Raw genomic sequence first — 14,876 nt, 5'->3', positions numbered from 1 at the left:
TTTCAAAGGAAAAGAGGCCGTCAGAGTTCCGGGCTGCAGGGAGAAGGCTGCAGTCTCGAAGTCATGAGCATAGCGGACATTTTCTATAGAGAGAATGGATGCCCGAAAATCACGCTTTGGCGGCAGGTGCGCTTTCGGGTCTTACGAGCGGCGCTGCGATCCAGACCGCGAGCTGGCCCACAAAGAGCGTGAGTCCGAAAACGTGAAGCGCAGGCGTGGCCGAAAAAGCGAGAAGCCCGAAGGAGAGCATCGTCGTCACGCCCGAAAAGAGAACAGCCGCAGCGGTTCGCCCGTCGGAGGGGTTCCCGGTGACGAAGATCCCGTAGTCAATGCCGAGTCCGAGGAGAAGCACCATCGCGAGGCTCGCAAAAAGCGTGAGCGGGATGCCCAATAGCCCGAGGACGGCAGCCGAGAAGACAATGCCGAGGGCAGTGGGGAGCACGGCGCGCCAGGCGTTCCACCCGAAGCGGAGCGTGAGCGCAAGGAAAAGAAGTGCGAGTCCGGCGGCGAGGAGCATGAGAATGCGGTCGCGGTAGAGGGAAAGCCCCTCATCCATGCCGGAGGTGATGTCGACGAAATGGACGCCCTCCGGGACCTGCAGGGCATTGAGTGCCGGGAGGTTTTCCGGTTGAACGCCCGAGAGCGTCAGCATGAGGACGGCTTCATGCCTTTCCCCGGGCTTCTGAAGAATGAAGGCGTCAAAGAGTGAGGCGAGGGATGTTTTTTCGAGCATTCCAGGGGTAACGGCCTGATCGCCCGGACCTTCCGGCGCGGCGCCGAGGAGCGCCTTGAGCACAGGGCTCGCGAGCTGAAGGGCTCTTCTCACGAGCGCCCGGTTTTGATTTTGTTCCTCTGCGCTCGGAAGCCACTCTGAGAGACCGCTGGCCGCAATCCCCTGGAGACCGGGATCCCGGGCAAGTTCCTTTCTGACGAGCGCTTCTTTTCCGAGCGCCGAATCGAGCGTATCGCCTTCAATCACAAAGGCCTGGGCGGGCGAAGGGAGCCGAAGGCGCTTCTGCGCTTCGAGCTGGCTCGCAATGAGGGAGGGCGGAGCGCCCTGAAGATCCCGGATGCCCGATGCAAGTTGAACTTTTGCGAACCCGAAAAGGAGGAGTCCGGCAAGGAGAACGAGTGCGGCAAGAACGCCCGGCCGCCGGATATTTTCCTTTGAGAGCCTCGGAATCTTCGGAAGCGTCTTCACGAGCAGCGTCATGAGACGGGTGTCCTTCGCGGGAGCAAAGCGTTCGGCAGATGGAAGCAGGATCAGAACGACAAGAAGCGCGCCCAAAAGCCCCGCGGCCGCAAGCACGGCCATCTGCGTGAGGCCGGGGAGCGGCGTGAAGGCGAGAACAAGGTAGGCGGCGGCGGACGAAAGCGCGGCCGAAAGAAGCGGTACGATGAGGCGCCGGCGCCGGTCAGGAGCCGATTCTCCCTTCTCCTTCATCGTCATCCAGTGCGAGGAATAGTCGATCGAGACGCCGATCAGCGTGGCGCCGAAGACGAAGGTGATGAGAGAGAGCTCTCCGAAGATCGCGAAACTGAGGCCCATCGCAATGAGAAACCCGGCCCCGACGGTCGCCGCCATCAGAAGGAGCGTTGAAATGCGCCCGAAAAGAAGCCAGGCAAAAACGACGACGCCGATGGTGGAGACGGAACCGATCAGGGCCACCTCATCCTTTGCGCGCGAGGCGATGGCGTCCGTGAAGAGCGGCACGCCCGCGCGGGCTGATGAAAAGCGGACATTCCCGTCAGAAGAAAACTTCTCTCTCAGCGCCTCATCGGCTTGAGCGAAAGTTCTGGCGAGCCCCGCTTCGCCGGAACTCACGCGCTCGGGATCGACCGAGAAAACGAGAAGAAGAGAGCGCTCCCGGGGATCAGCGCTTTTGACCAGGAGCCAGGTGCGCCCCTCCGCTTCCGTTCTCTGCCAGGGGGTCGCCGAGAGACGCTCGAGAATCCAGTGGTCAAGGGTCCCGAACGGGTCGGCCGAGAAGCTCGCGGCGCCCGTGCTGAAGCCCGACATCGTGCGGACGGCTTTGGCCGCAAGCGCCTGAGAAGCGCTTTCAGGCGGGAGCTTCACGAGTCTTTCAAGTTCCGCCTTGTCTTTTTGCGTGAGGAGATTACCGGCGGCCTGAGGGATATTCGGGACTGCGCCGGTCCCGGCGGGATCCGCGCGCTGCAGCGCCGGGTTCCTGAGAACGAGCGCTTCCCAGCCGCGCGCAGCGTCGAAAAGCGCTTTTTCGCCTTCCTTTTTGCGGGCGGCGGCATCGCTCGGGAAGGTGAGCGTTAAAACGGCTGCGATGCGTTCCGTTTCCGTTCGCGAGAGCTGCTCCCTCAGCTTCGATTCAATCTGAGGAGAGAGTTCGGGCGCGAGGGATTCGGGAAGGAGCGACGCCACGTCGGCTTCAAAGGGGTGCGACGTGATGTGGGTCGAAACCGAGTAGAGCGAAAAGAGAAAAAGGACGAGGAGCGCAATAAGCGCTGGTCGTCCTTTTCGGGCTTCAAGAAATAGAAGCAGTATGTCGGCAAGGCGGCGCACGGGTTCGATCCCGAAAAGAAATGAAGAATTCGTTAAGTCTTCATTATCGGGCATCGAGGCTCAGGATCGGCCCGCAGGGTGCCGCCGCCGTAGATCAGGCGGGGCGGCCGCAGGTGAAGAGCACGATGGGTTCGAGCTTTTCGCCGAGCTTCATGGCTTTCCTGAGTTCCTCATGGTCGAAGGAGGCGCGGACGCAGCCGGCAAGACCGAGCGCAGCGGCGGCGAGGTAGCAGGACTGCCCCATCGTGCCCGCGTCGACGTAGACGCCGGTCGGACGGGCATTCTTCGCGCGTTCCTGGTCGGCAACGAAGACGATCGTCACGGGCGCCTTTTCGACGTATTCAAACTGATAGGCGGTCGAAACCTTGCGGACATCTTCCTCAGCAGTTTGCTCGAGCGTGTTGGCAGCGGCATTCCAGCGCCAGGCGCCGTCGGCGCGCAGAACGTAGGGCGAAACCGCACGGAGGTCAAGGGTCGAAGGCGTCGTACGGCGGCCGTCTTCCGTCGTGAGGCCGGCGCAGGCCCAGAGGAGCGCGGCGAGTTCGGCGTCGTCCAATGCCGCATTCGTGCATTCGCGGTTGGTGCGGCGGGCCTTGAGCGCCGCTTCGAGGGTGAGCGTGCCGAGCGTCTTCGGGGCGGGAAGCTGGATGGTTTTCATGGTTTATCTCCTCTTGATGGATTCGATCAGTGAATGGAAGTTGGATTCAGAAACAAAAGTGGAGAGGGCCTCCCCTCCGAACCGGAGGGCGAGATGCCTTCATGCGCCGTCAAGGAGCGCCCTTTCGAGCGCCGGGCCCTCATGCGCGCGGGCGCGGGCAATGTCGAGACGCCGAAGAAGAATGGCGGCGCTGCGCTTCAAAATCTTCGCAATGCGGGCGGGATCCGCGGCGCCGGGAGCCACTCGGACCTGAAGGACGGCTCCGGTTCCCGGAGGCATCGGATAGAGCCCCTTTACTTCAGGAAAAATTCCGTTTCGTTCCGGAAGGTCCGTGCACGATTGAGCTGAAAGGCCTTCGAGAAGCACGGCATCCTCGAGCGAGAGCGCGCACATGGGGGAATCCCACTTTTCATGCGCGAGAACGCGAAGGACCATGGCGTCGGAAGCTTCAGGCGCTTCCTCAAACGCAAGCACGAACTGCGGCAGGAGCCTCACGGCCCGGGCGTTTTCAGAACCGGGCGAAGCATGGCTCCGGGCTTTCGGCAGGTCAAGAATGATGAGCGCATTGCCGCTGCTCTTTTCGGCCGCTTTCATGGTGCCCGTGAGCCGCACCATGTCGGGCGAGGGTTCCGTGCGGCGGATGCCGGGAAGCGCTGCGGACGCCTGATCGCAAGCGAGGGATTCGAGAACGCTAACGGGATCATTCCCGGTGAGTTCTGCAAAAACCTGAAGCGCCGGGTCTGACGGCTCGGCGTCGGACTTTGCCTCCATGATGAGGGCAAGAATGGCATCAGGGGTGGCGGCTTCAGACATGAAAACTCCCGCGTTCGAATGGACTCTGAAGATTATTTTCAGCGCAAAACGCGGGAGTTCCGATAGCCTGAGGCGCCAATAGGATGGTTTTCTGCGCCAGACGATATGGGTTACTGCGGGTGCCCGACCGTGTAGCAGAAGATCGGAGTGAAGGTTGCCGGGAGCCTCATGCTTTTCCCAAGTTCAGGGCCGTTGACGGAGCCTCTCGGCACTCCGGCAAGTCCCTGGGCGGCAGCGGCGATGGCCGCATTTTCCATCATGGCGCCCGCGTCGAGGTAGACGAAATAGGGCAGCGCCATCTGGGTGCGGGGCGTGTTTTCGGCAACGAAGACGAGGGTCGCGGGAGCGTTGTCCACGAACGCGTGCTGCCCGAGGGTCGAGGCGGCACGGAGATCCTCACGAACGACAAGTTCGAGCGCGTGCTTTTCGCCGTCGTAGCGCCAGACGCCGTCCTTCGCGAGAAGGAACACCGAGACGCTCCGGAGGTTGAGGCAGGTGGGCGCGGTTCTCTTTCCGTCCTTAGACGTAACGCCGGCGGCGGCCCAGAGGAGGTTCGAGAGTTCGGCTTCTGTCAGCGGCCGGCCCGAAATCGAGCGGAGGGTGCGGCGCTTCCTGAGGGCGTCGGTCACGGTCATCGGCATCGGCTGGGGATCGGGGAGTTTGCAGAGAATCTTTTCGGGCATTTCGGCAGTTCCTTCATGAGTGGCTGTTGGAAAGACTTTACTCCCAGGGCGCTTCGGGAGACGAGGAGGCCGCGCCAAAATCGTGATGAGTAAAGGGCTTCCTCACCCTCTATCATGAAAGATGAGGAAGCCCTCGGCGCGCGACCTGTCTGCGTACGTTTTTTTGGTAACGTTTCTGACGCTTGCCGTCAAAAAATTGCAGCGGAACTTTCGCACCCTATATTGCTCTGTTCGCTGGCTTGAACGCTGGTGACTAGGCGTGTGGAAAAATGAGCGTAGCTTCCGGGTGGTTGCTGCGTCTACCTGTTTCTCCAACATCTTCGTGGTTGCCAGGGCTTCCTCGAACCCCAATCATTTCTTAATGGAGGGGCTATGAGTAAGTCTAACCGTACCGATACGCCATTGCGAGCTGCCCGTGCGCAGATCAGTAATCCCGAAATTACTGTTCACGCGATGTACCGCTCGGCAATAGGCATTGACGTTCATCTCAACCTACTCGTCTGCTGCCATCAGAAGCAGGTTGCAGGTCATCGTGAACAATCTGAGAGCCGGGATTTCAATACCGACCGCGCAAGCATCGATGCTTTCGCCGCCTGGTGCCGTGAATGCAATCCCGACATCATCCTTATGGAATCAACCGGGTCATTGTGGCAGAGCCCGTACGAAGCCCTCGAGAGAGCCGGCTTCACTTCTGAGCAGCTGGCTCTGATCAATGCCCGCGACGCCAAAGCGGCAGCCGGCCGCAAAACAGACCGCAAGGACGCATCACGTCTGGCGTCTCTTGCCCGAACGGGAAACTTCAAAAAATCCTTCGTGCCGGAGAAGGCCTTTCGTCTGCAGCGCGTCATTTCACGTGATCTGCAGAAGAACAGGAATGACATTTCCCGAACTTCCAATCGTTTCGGCAAGTCTCTGAATCTCACCGGATGCCGGCCTACAACGGTATTCAGCGACATCCGCGGAGGCAAAGCTGCCAGCCTCATCCTGATGGCCAAGCTCAGAGATGATCCGCACTTGTTTGATGTCATCAAGCAAAACAGCCGCCGGCTGCGGGCAAGCCCTGAGCAGATCATGCAGGCGCTCAACTTCGAAATCGAGCCGATGATGAAGGAGCAGATTCTGGCGCTCCGGAAAAAGATCGATCAGCTCGAGGAGTACGACCGAAGCACTTTCGAAAGGCTCCGCCAGCTGCAGGCTCCCTACGAGAAGGACATCCAGCTGCTCATTACCATAACGGGGATTCAGGAACGCTCGGCCCGCATGATTTACGCCGAACTCTGTGCGGATTTGAAGGACCACTTCCCCACGTCAGAGCAGTTTACTTCCTGGCTCGGCATTTGCCCGGGGGACAACACATCTGCCGGCAAACAGAAAAGTGGAAAATGCCCGAAAGGGAACAAACACCTGAGGCGCACGCTGATTGAAGCCGCCAGAGGACTTGTGGTCGGCGGTACCGCTGCGCTGAAGGAAAAATTCCAGGTGCTCAAGATGCGGCGCGGCTACAGGCGTGCCATGGTCGCCTTCGCACACCTGCTCGCACGCATCATTTATTCCGTTCTCACTCATCAGAAAGGCTTTGAGCCTTACCAGTCAACGGCGTTTCGGGACACCTTGATGGAACGAGCAAAGAACGGCGTAAAGCAGTTGCTGAAACTCAAAGGAACGAAATACGTGATCGCTGACGGCCTGGTTGTGGAGACGAAAACGGGTGCGATCCTAGGCGCAGTCGTCAGCAGTTAGCGTAGCTTCAGCAGCCTGAGAAGCAGCAGATACCATGCTGGACGTTCTTGTGAGAACGCCCGCAGGGAAGGTCGCGCGCCGAGGGCTTCCTATCTTTCGTGGAAAAAAACGGCCGGATTCCCTTGAGAACCCGGCCGTCATTAAGTCTTTCACGGAGCAGAGGCTCCGGAAAAATGGTCAGCGGTTCGTATCCACCTTCGGGTCAAGCGCGTCGCGCAGACCGTCGCCGAGAAGGTTGAAGGCGAGCACGGTGAGGAAGATCGCGATCACGGGGAAGATCGCCGCATGCGGAGCGGTAAGGAGGTCCGCGCGGGCTTCGTTCAGCATGGCGCCCCATTCAGGCATCGGGGGCTGAGCGCCGAGGCCGAGGAAGGAGAGCGACGCCGCCGTGATGATCGAGGTGCCGATTCGCATCGAGAGGTAGACGAGAATCACCGAGATCGTGCCCGGGAGAATGTGGCGGATGAGAAGCATCGAGTCGCTGATGCCGAGAGATTTCGCCGCTTCCACATAGGTCTGGGTCTTAAGCGAAAGGACGTTCGCGCGAACGAGTCGGGCGAAGGCCGGAATCGAGAAGATCGCGACGGCGGCGACGACGTTGAGCATGCCGCCGCCGAGAATCGCCACGATGCCGATCGCGAGAAGGATGCCCGGGAAGGCGAAGAGCACGTCGGCGATGCGCATGATGACGCGGTCGGCCCAGCCTTCATAGAAGCCCGCGATGAGGCCGAGAATCGTGCCGATCACGGCGCCCGCGAAGACGGACGTGAAGCCGCAGACAAGCGAGATGCGCGTGCCGGCAACGATGCGGCTGAAGATGTCGCGCCCGAGCGCGTCAACGCCGAACCAATGCGCGGCCGAGGGGCCTTCGTTCAGCATGTCGTAGTCGAAGTAGTTCTCAGGGTCGAAGGGCGTGATCACCGGCCCGAGAATTGCAACGACGATGAGAAAGAGGACGAAGATGCCGGCCGCCATGGCGACGGGCTGCTTCTTGAACTTTCTCCAGAATTCGCCCATGGGCGTGCGCAGCGCGTCATTCGACTTCGCGATGCGGGGATCCACTGCAGTAGAGGTACTCATTTTTTCTGATTCTCCGGAAATGTTTTTTCTCTTCAGTAGTGGATCAATTACTTGTAGCGAATCGACGGATTGATCCATCCGTAGAGCACGTCGACCACGAGGTTGATCACGATGAATTCAAGCGAGAAGAGCAGAACGCTCGCCTGGATCACCGGATAGTCGCGCATGTCGACGGCGTCGACGAGGAGGCGACCCATGCCGGGCCAGTTGAATACCTTCTCAACGACGATCGAGCCGCCCAAGAGGAAGCCGAACTGAAGACCCATCATGGTGACCACCGGAATGAGGGCGTTCCTCAGCGCGTGCTTGACGACGATGTTGGTTTCCGTCACGCCCTTCGCGCGGGCCGTGCGGATGTAGTCGTCATGGAGAACCTCGACGAAGGACGCGCGCGTGAATCGGGCCATGACGGCGGCGACCGCAGCGCCCAGCGTAATCGAGGGGAGAATGTAGTGCTTCCAGGAAGCCGCACCCACGGTGGGGAGCCAGCCGAGCTCGACGGAGAAGATCTCCATCAGCAGGATGCCGAGCGCGAAGGCGGGGAACGAAATGCCCGAAACGGCAAGCGTCATGCCGAGGCGATCCGGCCACTTGTTGCGGAAGACGGCGGAAATGACGCCGATCACGAGGCCGAAGACCACCGACCAGAACATCGACGCGAGCGTGAGGTAGAGGGTCGGCCCGAAGCGTTCGGCAATTTCCTGAATCACCGGGCGCTGGGAGCGGATCGAGGTGCCGAAGTCGCCCTGGAGGACGCCGGCGACGAAATGGATGAACTGCTCAGGGAGCGACCTGTCGAGGCCAAGGCTGTGGCGGATCATCTCCACCGTCGCTTCGTCGGCTTCCGGGCCGGCTGCAAGTCGGGCCGGGTCGCCCGGCAGCAGGTGGATGAAGAAGAAGACGCAGATCGCGACGATGATGAGCGTTGGGATCATGCCCAGGAGTCTTTTAATGAAATATCGCAGCATGGAGTCGCCGGCGCATTCGCCTGAGAATTGAAGTTGGTGTGAAAAGCCCCGGAGCGGCGAAGCCTCTCTCGAAGAGTGTTCTGAGAGAAGCCGGGGCCGCTTCGGGCGGGTAGGTTTCGCTTAAAGCCTTACTTGAGCTCAAGCTCCGTGAAGTTGAAGCTCGCATCGGGCTGGATGTAGAAGCCCGTGAGGTTCTTCGCCGCACCGGCAATGTTCTGCTCGGTCACGAGGAAGATCCACGGCGCATCGTTCCAGATCTGCTTCTGGATGTCGCTGTAGAGCTCAGCCTTCTTCGCGCGGTCGGTGGTGGCGAGCGCTTCCATGAGCTTCTCGTCGACCATCTTGTTCGAATAATAGGAATCGTTCGAATCGTTCGGCGTGAAGCTCGAGGTCGCGAGAAGCGGACGGATCGCGTAGTCCATTTCGCCCGTGGAGCTCGACCAGCCGATGTAGTAGAGCTGGTGTTCGGACTTCTCAGGCGTGACAGATTCAACGAGCGCGGTGCGCTGGCCCGCTTCAAGCGCGCGGATGTCGGCCTTAACGCCCACCTGCGCGAGCTGCTGCTGCAGGAACTGGATGATCTTCATCGCGGTCGAGTGGTTGTAGCCCGACCAGAGCGTTACCCTGAAGCCGTTCGGATAGCCCGCTTCCTTCAGGAGCTCGCGCGCCTTCTTGGGATCATAAGGCCAGGGACCGAGCTTCACGGCATAGTCGACGTTCATCGGAGCCACGCCCGTGGCGGGATCCGCATAGCCGTTGAAGGCAACCTTGACGAGCGCTTCCTTGTTGATCGCGTAGTTGAGGGCCTGACGGACGCGAACGTCCTGGAAGACCTTCTTCGTCATGTTCATTTCGACGTAGCGCGTGATGATCGAGGGCGTCACGTCGACGCGGACGGCATCGCGCTTCTCTATTTGCTTCACCTGCTCGGCAGGAAGCGGGAACGCATACTGCGCTTCGCCGGTGAGAAGCATCGCGACGCGGGTCGAATTTTCAACGACGGGCTTGAAGGTGATCGAATCCACCTTCGGGTAGCCGGCGCGCCAGTAGTTCGGGTTCTTCTCAACCTTCAGAACTTCGGCCGGGTTGTAGTCCTTCATGATGAAGGGACCGGTGCCGCAGGGGTGGAACGCAATCTGAGCGCCCCACTTTTCAAGCGCCTTCGGGCAGATCATGCCGCCGCTCGGGTGCGCGAGCTGATTGATGAAGGCCGAGAAGGGCTTCTTCAGCGTGAACTTCACCGTATGGGCGTCGACCACGTCGATGCGGTCGATGTTGGAGAAGAGGACATAGCGCTTGAGGCTATTCTTCTTATCCATCACGCGTTCGTAGTTGATCTTGACGGCTTCGGCATTGAAGTCTTCGCCATTCTGGAACTTCACGCCCTGGCGCAGCTTCACCGTATAGACGAGGCCGTCGGGACTCGCTTCATAGCCTTCAGCGAGGACGTTGACGAGCTTCATGTCCTTGTCGAACGAGAAGAGCCCTTCGTAGAAGGACTTCACGACCGCCTGCGAGAGCGTGTCGCTCGCGTTGTAGGGGTCGAGCGTCGTGAAGGTGGAGGCGACCGCAACGGTCACGTCCTTCTGGGCGGCCTGAGCGGCGCCTGCGGCAAGGAGTGCGCCGGAAAATATAAGGGGCAGAGCAGCCTTGACGAATTTCATCTGATTGCCTTTCTGGAGGAGTGAAAAAAGGAAGAGGTTTGCCGAAGAACTAGGGTTCAGAACTCAGATCAGGCCCCCGACATCTGCCCGATCTGATGGCGGGCGACAAAGTGCCCGGGTTCAACCTCAACCAGGGGATCCACCACCGGTTCGTCGCCCACGCGGCGCACCGGGCTCGGAAGGTCCGAAAGGTTGATGAGCTTGAGAAGATTGCGCTCCTTCGGGTCTGCAATCGGCACGGCCGAAAGAAGCTTCTGGGTATAGGGGTGATAGGGATGGCCAAGCACCGACTGGCGCGGGCCCATTTCGACGATCTGCCCCAGGTACATGACGGCGACGCGGTGGCTGATGCGCTCGACGACGCCCATGTCGTGCGAAATGAAGATGTAGGAGAGCCCCATTTCTTCCTGGAGCTCCATCATGAGGTTCACGACCTGAGCGCGGATCGAAACGTCGAGCGCGGCGACGCACTCGTCGGCGACGATCACCTTCGGCTGAAGCGCAAGGGCGCGCGCAATGCAGATGCGCTGGCGCTGGCCGCCCGAGAATTCGTGCGGATAGCGGTTCGCCATGTCGGGCGAGAGGCCGACTCTCTTCAGGAGCATCGCCACGCGGTCCCACATCTCCGACTTCGAGCAGACGTTGTGGATCATGAGGGGTTCCGCAATCGAGTAGCCCACGGTCTGGCGCGGGTCGAGAGACGCATACGGATCCTGGAAGATCATCTGCAAATCGCGGCGGGCATGCTGCAGATCCCGGCGCGTCATATGAACGAGCGAGCGGTCGCGGTAGATGATGTCGCCCGAGTCGATGTCAAGAAGCCTCAGGAGCGCGCGGCCCGTCGTCGACTTGCCGCAGCCCGATTCGCCCACGATCGAGAGGGTTTCGCCCTGACGGAGCTTGAAGCTCACGTGGTCGCAGGCGCGCACCACATAGGTGGGCTTGCCCCAGAAGTCCGTGCGCACCGGGAAGGTCTTCACGATGTCGTTGACTTCAAGAATGGTGTCGCCCGGGGGCGGCAGCTTGTCAGAGGGCGGTTCGATCACGCGGCCGTTGTCCGGATCAATGAGGCGGAAGAAGCACGGGTGCGGGATGTCCTTCAGGCTCCCGAGGCGCGGGACGGCGGAAAGAAGCGCCTGCGTATAGGGGTGCTTCGGCGCGTCGAAGATGTCGACGGCTTTGCCTTCCTCGACAATTTCGCCGTAGCGCATGACGGCCACGCGGTCGGCAATCTGGGCGACCACGCCCATGTCGTGCGTAATGAAGAGGACCGCCATGCCGATTTCCTTCTGGAGCTCGGCAATGAGCGCAAGAATCTGGGCCTGAACCGTGACGTCGAGCGCCGTGGTCGGTTCGTCGGCAATGAGGAGCTGGGGCTTGCAGGCAAGCGCAATGGCAATCATCACGCGCTGACGCATGCCGCCCGAGAGCTGATGGGGAAAGCGCATGGCAACGCGTTCGGCGTCCGGAATGCGAACGAGCTCGAGAAGACGCACGGCTTCCTTCAAAGCCTCGGCTTCGCTCATCCCGCGGTGGAGCGTCAGGCTTTCCGCAATCTGAGCGCCCACGGTGAAGACCGGGTTGAGGGACGTCATCGGTTCCTGGAAGATCATCGCGACTTCGGAGCCTCTCAGCGCCTGGAGTTCCGAACGCGAGGCCTTCATGAGGTCCACCAAGCGCCCGTCGCGGCAGCGCAGATGAATGGAGCCGTTGACGATCTTGCCGCCGCCGTGCTCAACGAGGCGCATGACGGAGAGCGAGGTCACGGATTTGCCTGAACCCGATTCGCCGACGAGCGCGAGCGTTTCGCCCTTGTGAATGACGAAGGATTCATCCACTACGGCAGTCGTCGTGCCGCTGTCGGAAGAAAACTGAACTCTGAGGTTCTTCACTTCTAGCACCGGCAGGTTGTCCTGCAGGGAATCGGGCTTGGTGTCTGCTCTTTCCATCTTCAAAATAAGTTTTCTTCTACAAATATTCGGTGGGCGACGGCGGATTGGGAAAAAAACGCCGGCACGTCAGCCCGTCTGCGATCGGAATGAGCAAGAACCATGCCAGCTTGAGGCATGCGTTCTTCAGAGCCGTCTTCCGGGCGCGATTCTCAAGCCTAACCCGAGAGAGAAGTTCAGGCCTCAGGTGAAGCGCCTGCCTGTCTTGCAAATCGCCTTCGAATTTGATTGAAAACAAAAGTACTAAGCTCAGATGCCGTATCTTCGTGCGCCACCCATCAAAGTTGTGCACGAAGTTTGCCGGCAACAGGCTTTTGCGCCGCATTCTGGTGCGCGAAGACCTGCGGCCGTGCTCCGACTTGAGGCATAAAGGATGCGCAATGCACCTGAGGCAGGATGGCGCGTCTTCTCCCTAGAATGAACGGATGCCCGTTTCGAGCCGCTCAAGGGCGCGAAGATTTTCCCCGAAGGGTATGAAAAAACACAAAGGAAAGGTTTGACGATGCAGTACGTTCTCAAGGACAAGGTTTTTCCGGAGATCGGCGCCTGGGCCGATGAGCTCGCGGAGATTCGCCGCGACATTCATGCGCATCCGGAGCTCGGGTTTGAAACGAAGCGCACGGTGGCGCTTCTGAAGGAAAAGCTCCGCGCCTGGGGCGTGACGGAGCTTGACGACACGACGGTTCCCGGTGCCTTGATCGCCGTGGTGGACGGCGCCCGTCCGGGTCCGGCCGTGGCGCTTCGCGGCGACATCGACGCGCTCCCGATGCCCGACAATTCGGAAAATGCCTGGAAGAGTCAGACGGAACTTCGCTGCCACGCCTGCGGGCATGACGGCCATGCGACGTGGCTCCTCGGGGCGTTGCGCTATCTTCAGGAAAAGAAGAACGAATTCGCCGGCCGCGTGGTGGGCGTTTTCCAGCCGGCAGAGGAAATCGGCAAGGGTGCGCGTGCGGTGGAAGAATCCGGGATTCTCGACAAGCTCGGCGTGCGCGAAATCTACGGCTGCCACGATGAACCCACGATCCGGAAGGGCGCCTTCGGCCTTTGCGCGGGTCCAGCTCAGGCTTCGACCGACTTCTTCTACATTTCCGTGAAGGGCCGGGGCGTTCATGCGGCGCGCCCGCATCTCGGCATCGACCCGATTCCTGCGGTGGGGCTCCTCATTTCCGGTCTTCAGACGATCGTTTCGCGCAAGGTGATGCCCATTCAGCCTGCGGTCCTCTCGATTTCGTCCGTGAACGGCGGGCGCTTTAACGCGCCCAACGTCATTCCGACGGAAGTGACGCTTTCGGGGACGGTCCGCACCTTCAGCGAAGACGTGCGCAACCAGATCGAGCACGAGATGAAGGTGATGGTCGAGACGATTGCCGCGTCGGAGAGCTGCACGGGCGAACTGCGCTACGACCGTCTGGTTCCGGCCCTCATCAATCCGCCTGAGACCATGGCCCATGTGCGCGACTTCATCGTCCGTCATTTCGGCGCCGACGCGGCGGAGCCCATGGACATGACCATGGGGGGCGAGGACTTTGCGGAATTCCTCTTCAAGCGCCCGGGCGCCATGATCCGCGTGGGGATCCGCGACGACGCGCACGAAGCATCGCTTCACCATCCGACCTTCGACTTCAACGACGAGGTGATTCCGCTCGCTTCGACCTACCTCGCGGGCATTGCGCTTGAACGCCTGAAGGCGCTCGCGGCTTGAAAGCCCTGAAGTCGTAAGTACAGATCTCCGGAGATGCCCGAAGTCTCTCTTTGCCGGCGCTCCGGAGGCTTCCTTTTTTTCCCCGATCCTCAACCTTCAAGCGCGCTTTCCCCGCGCTCCCGCACCATGTTCTACGGGATCTTCTGCACCTTTGCCGCCTATATTCTCTGGGGGCTTTTTCCCTTCTACTTCCATGCTCTCGCGAATATCGGCGCCATGGAGATCCTCGCGCACCGCGTCGTCTGGTCGCTCCTCTTCATCGCCCTCGTGATTCTCGTCATGCGCAGGACCGCGTGGCTTAAGGACGCGCTTACGAGTCCGAGGATCCTCCTCATCTTCACGGCTTCGGCGCTCCTCGTGGGCGCGAACTGGGGCACTTACGTCTACGCCATCGTGACGGACCGCACGATCGAGGCTTCGCTCGGGTACTTCATTAATCCGCTCGTTTCCATTCTGCTTTCAGCCGTATTTTTGAGAGAAAAGCTGCGTGCTGCGCAGAAGATCGCCGTGGGCCTCGCCGCCGCGGGCGTTCTCTGGATCTCGTGGGTAAAGGGCGTGCCGCCCTTCCTCGGGCTTGCGCTTGCCTTCACGTTCGGGGTCTATGGGCTGATCCGCAAGATTGCGCCTCTCGGAAGCATTGAGGGGCTGACGCTTGAGAGCCTCATCCTCACGCCAATTGCGCTTCTCTGGCTCGGCTACCTCGGAAGCACCGGGGAGCTCGCTTTCGCAGACGCTTCCGGCACGACGCAGCTCCTTCTCATTGCGGCCGGTCCCATTACGGCGATTCCGCTTCTGCTCTTTGCTTCGGGCGTTCGAAGCATTCCGTATTCGACGTCCGCCATCATTCAGTACGTGAGTCCCTCGATGGTCTTTCTGATCGGCGTCTTCGCCTTCAACGAGCCCTTTACGCTCGAGATGCTGATCGGGTTCCTCTTCATCTGGTCGGCCGTGGCGCTCTTCCTCGGGGAAACCGTGCTGATGCAGCGGCGGCTGCGCCTTGAGGCGAGAAAGAAGGCCGACGAGGTTTAAGCAGCAGCCTGCGCAGGCAAAAAAAGAGCCTCATGGACATCTTTCGCCATG

Annotated in this window: 11 protein-coding genes; 3 read left to right on the top strand and 8 right to left on the bottom strand. The window is 60.5% G+C overall.

The annotated features are described in order from the left end of the window. Positions 1 to 109 precede the first annotated feature (109 nt). The 4 genes from FG381_RS03465 to FG381_RS03450 form a co-directional block, all read right to left on the bottom strand. Positions 110 to 2,590, bottom strand: a complete 2,481-nt coding sequence (locus FG381_RS03465; RefSeq protein ID WP_139687554.1) for an MMPL family transporter — start codon at positions 2,588 to 2,590, stop codon at positions 110 to 112. 40 nt (positions 2,591 to 2,630) lie between these two features. Further along, the gene (locus FG381_RS03460; protein ID WP_139687553.1) at positions 2,631 to 3,194 is read right to left on the bottom strand and encodes a nitroreductase family protein; all 564 of its coding nucleotides are present in this window, start codon (positions 3,192 to 3,194) and stop codon (positions 2,631 to 2,633) included. A 99-nt stretch (positions 3,195 to 3,293) separates the two neighbouring features. Beyond that, entirely contained in the window at positions 3,294 to 4,007 is a 714-nt protein-coding gene (locus FG381_RS03455) for a hypothetical protein (RefSeq protein WP_139687552.1), read from the bottom strand. A 110-nt stretch (positions 4,008 to 4,117) separates the two neighbouring features. Next, positions 4,118 to 4,690: a nitroreductase family protein gene (locus tag FG381_RS03450; RefSeq protein ID WP_139687551.1), complete on the bottom strand. Its 573-nt coding sequence runs from the start codon at positions 4,688 to 4,690 to the stop codon at positions 4,118 to 4,120. 372 nt (positions 4,691 to 5,062) lie between these two features. Here FG381_RS03450 and FG381_RS03445 point away from each other — a divergent pair, with 372 nt between their 5' ends. Then, a complete protein-coding gene (locus FG381_RS03445; RefSeq protein ID WP_139687046.1) occupies positions 5,063 to 6,430 on the top strand; it encodes an IS110 family RNA-guided transposase in 1,368 nt (455 codons plus the stop codon). 177 nt (positions 6,431 to 6,607) lie between these two features. Here the strand turns inward: FG381_RS03445 and gsiD are convergent, their stop codons facing one another. The 4 genes from gsiD to FG381_RS03425 all read right to left on the bottom strand — a co-directional run bounded on the left by gsiD (position 6,608) and on the right by FG381_RS03425 (position 12,091). Further along, positions 6,608 to 7,510 carry a glutathione ABC transporter permease GsiD gene (gene gsiD / locus FG381_RS03440; protein WP_139687550.1) on the bottom strand — a complete coding sequence of 301 codons (903 nt, stop codon included), beginning with the start codon at positions 7,508 to 7,510 and terminating at the stop codon, positions 6,608 to 6,610. Between the two features lie 47 nt (positions 7,511 to 7,557). Further along, positions 7,558 to 8,478 carry a glutathione ABC transporter permease GsiC gene (gene gsiC / locus FG381_RS03435; RefSeq protein ID WP_139687549.1) on the bottom strand — a complete coding sequence of 307 codons (921 nt, stop codon included), beginning with the start codon at positions 8,476 to 8,478 and terminating at the stop codon, positions 7,558 to 7,560. Between the two features lie 128 nt (positions 8,479 to 8,606). After that, positions 8,607 to 10,142 carry a glutathione ABC transporter substrate-binding protein GsiB gene (gsiB, locus tag FG381_RS03430; RefSeq protein WP_139687548.1) on the bottom strand — a complete coding sequence of 512 codons (1,536 nt, stop codon included), beginning with the start codon at positions 10,140 to 10,142 and terminating at the stop codon, positions 8,607 to 8,609. 68 nt (positions 10,143 to 10,210) lie between these two features. Continuing rightward, a complete protein-coding gene (locus FG381_RS03425; protein ID WP_139687547.1) occupies positions 10,211 to 12,091 on the bottom strand; it encodes an ABC transporter ATP-binding protein in 1,881 nt (626 codons plus the stop codon). 502 nt (positions 12,092 to 12,593) lie between these two features. Between FG381_RS03425 and FG381_RS03420 the strand changes: the two genes are divergently transcribed. After that, complete coding sequence (locus FG381_RS03420; protein ID WP_139687546.1) at positions 12,594 to 13,796, top strand: M20 metallopeptidase family protein; 1,203 nt, start codon at positions 12,594 to 12,596, stop codon at positions 13,794 to 13,796. Positions 13,797 to 13,829: 33 nt separating this feature from the next. Next, the gene (rarD, locus tag FG381_RS03415; RefSeq protein ID WP_308694803.1) at positions 13,830 to 14,825 is read left to right on the top strand and encodes an EamA family transporter RarD; all 996 of its coding nucleotides are present in this window, start codon (positions 13,830 to 13,832) and stop codon (positions 14,823 to 14,825) included. The last annotated feature ends 51 nt before the right edge of the window (positions 14,826 to 14,876 follow it).

Origin of the sequence: Sutterella faecalis (assembly GCF_006337085.1) — a bacterium.
GTDB classification, from domain to species: Bacteria; Pseudomonadota; Gammaproteobacteria; order Burkholderiales; family Burkholderiaceae_F; genus Sutterella; species Sutterella faecalis.
This window is presented reverse-complemented; position numbering and strand designations above follow the sequence as displayed.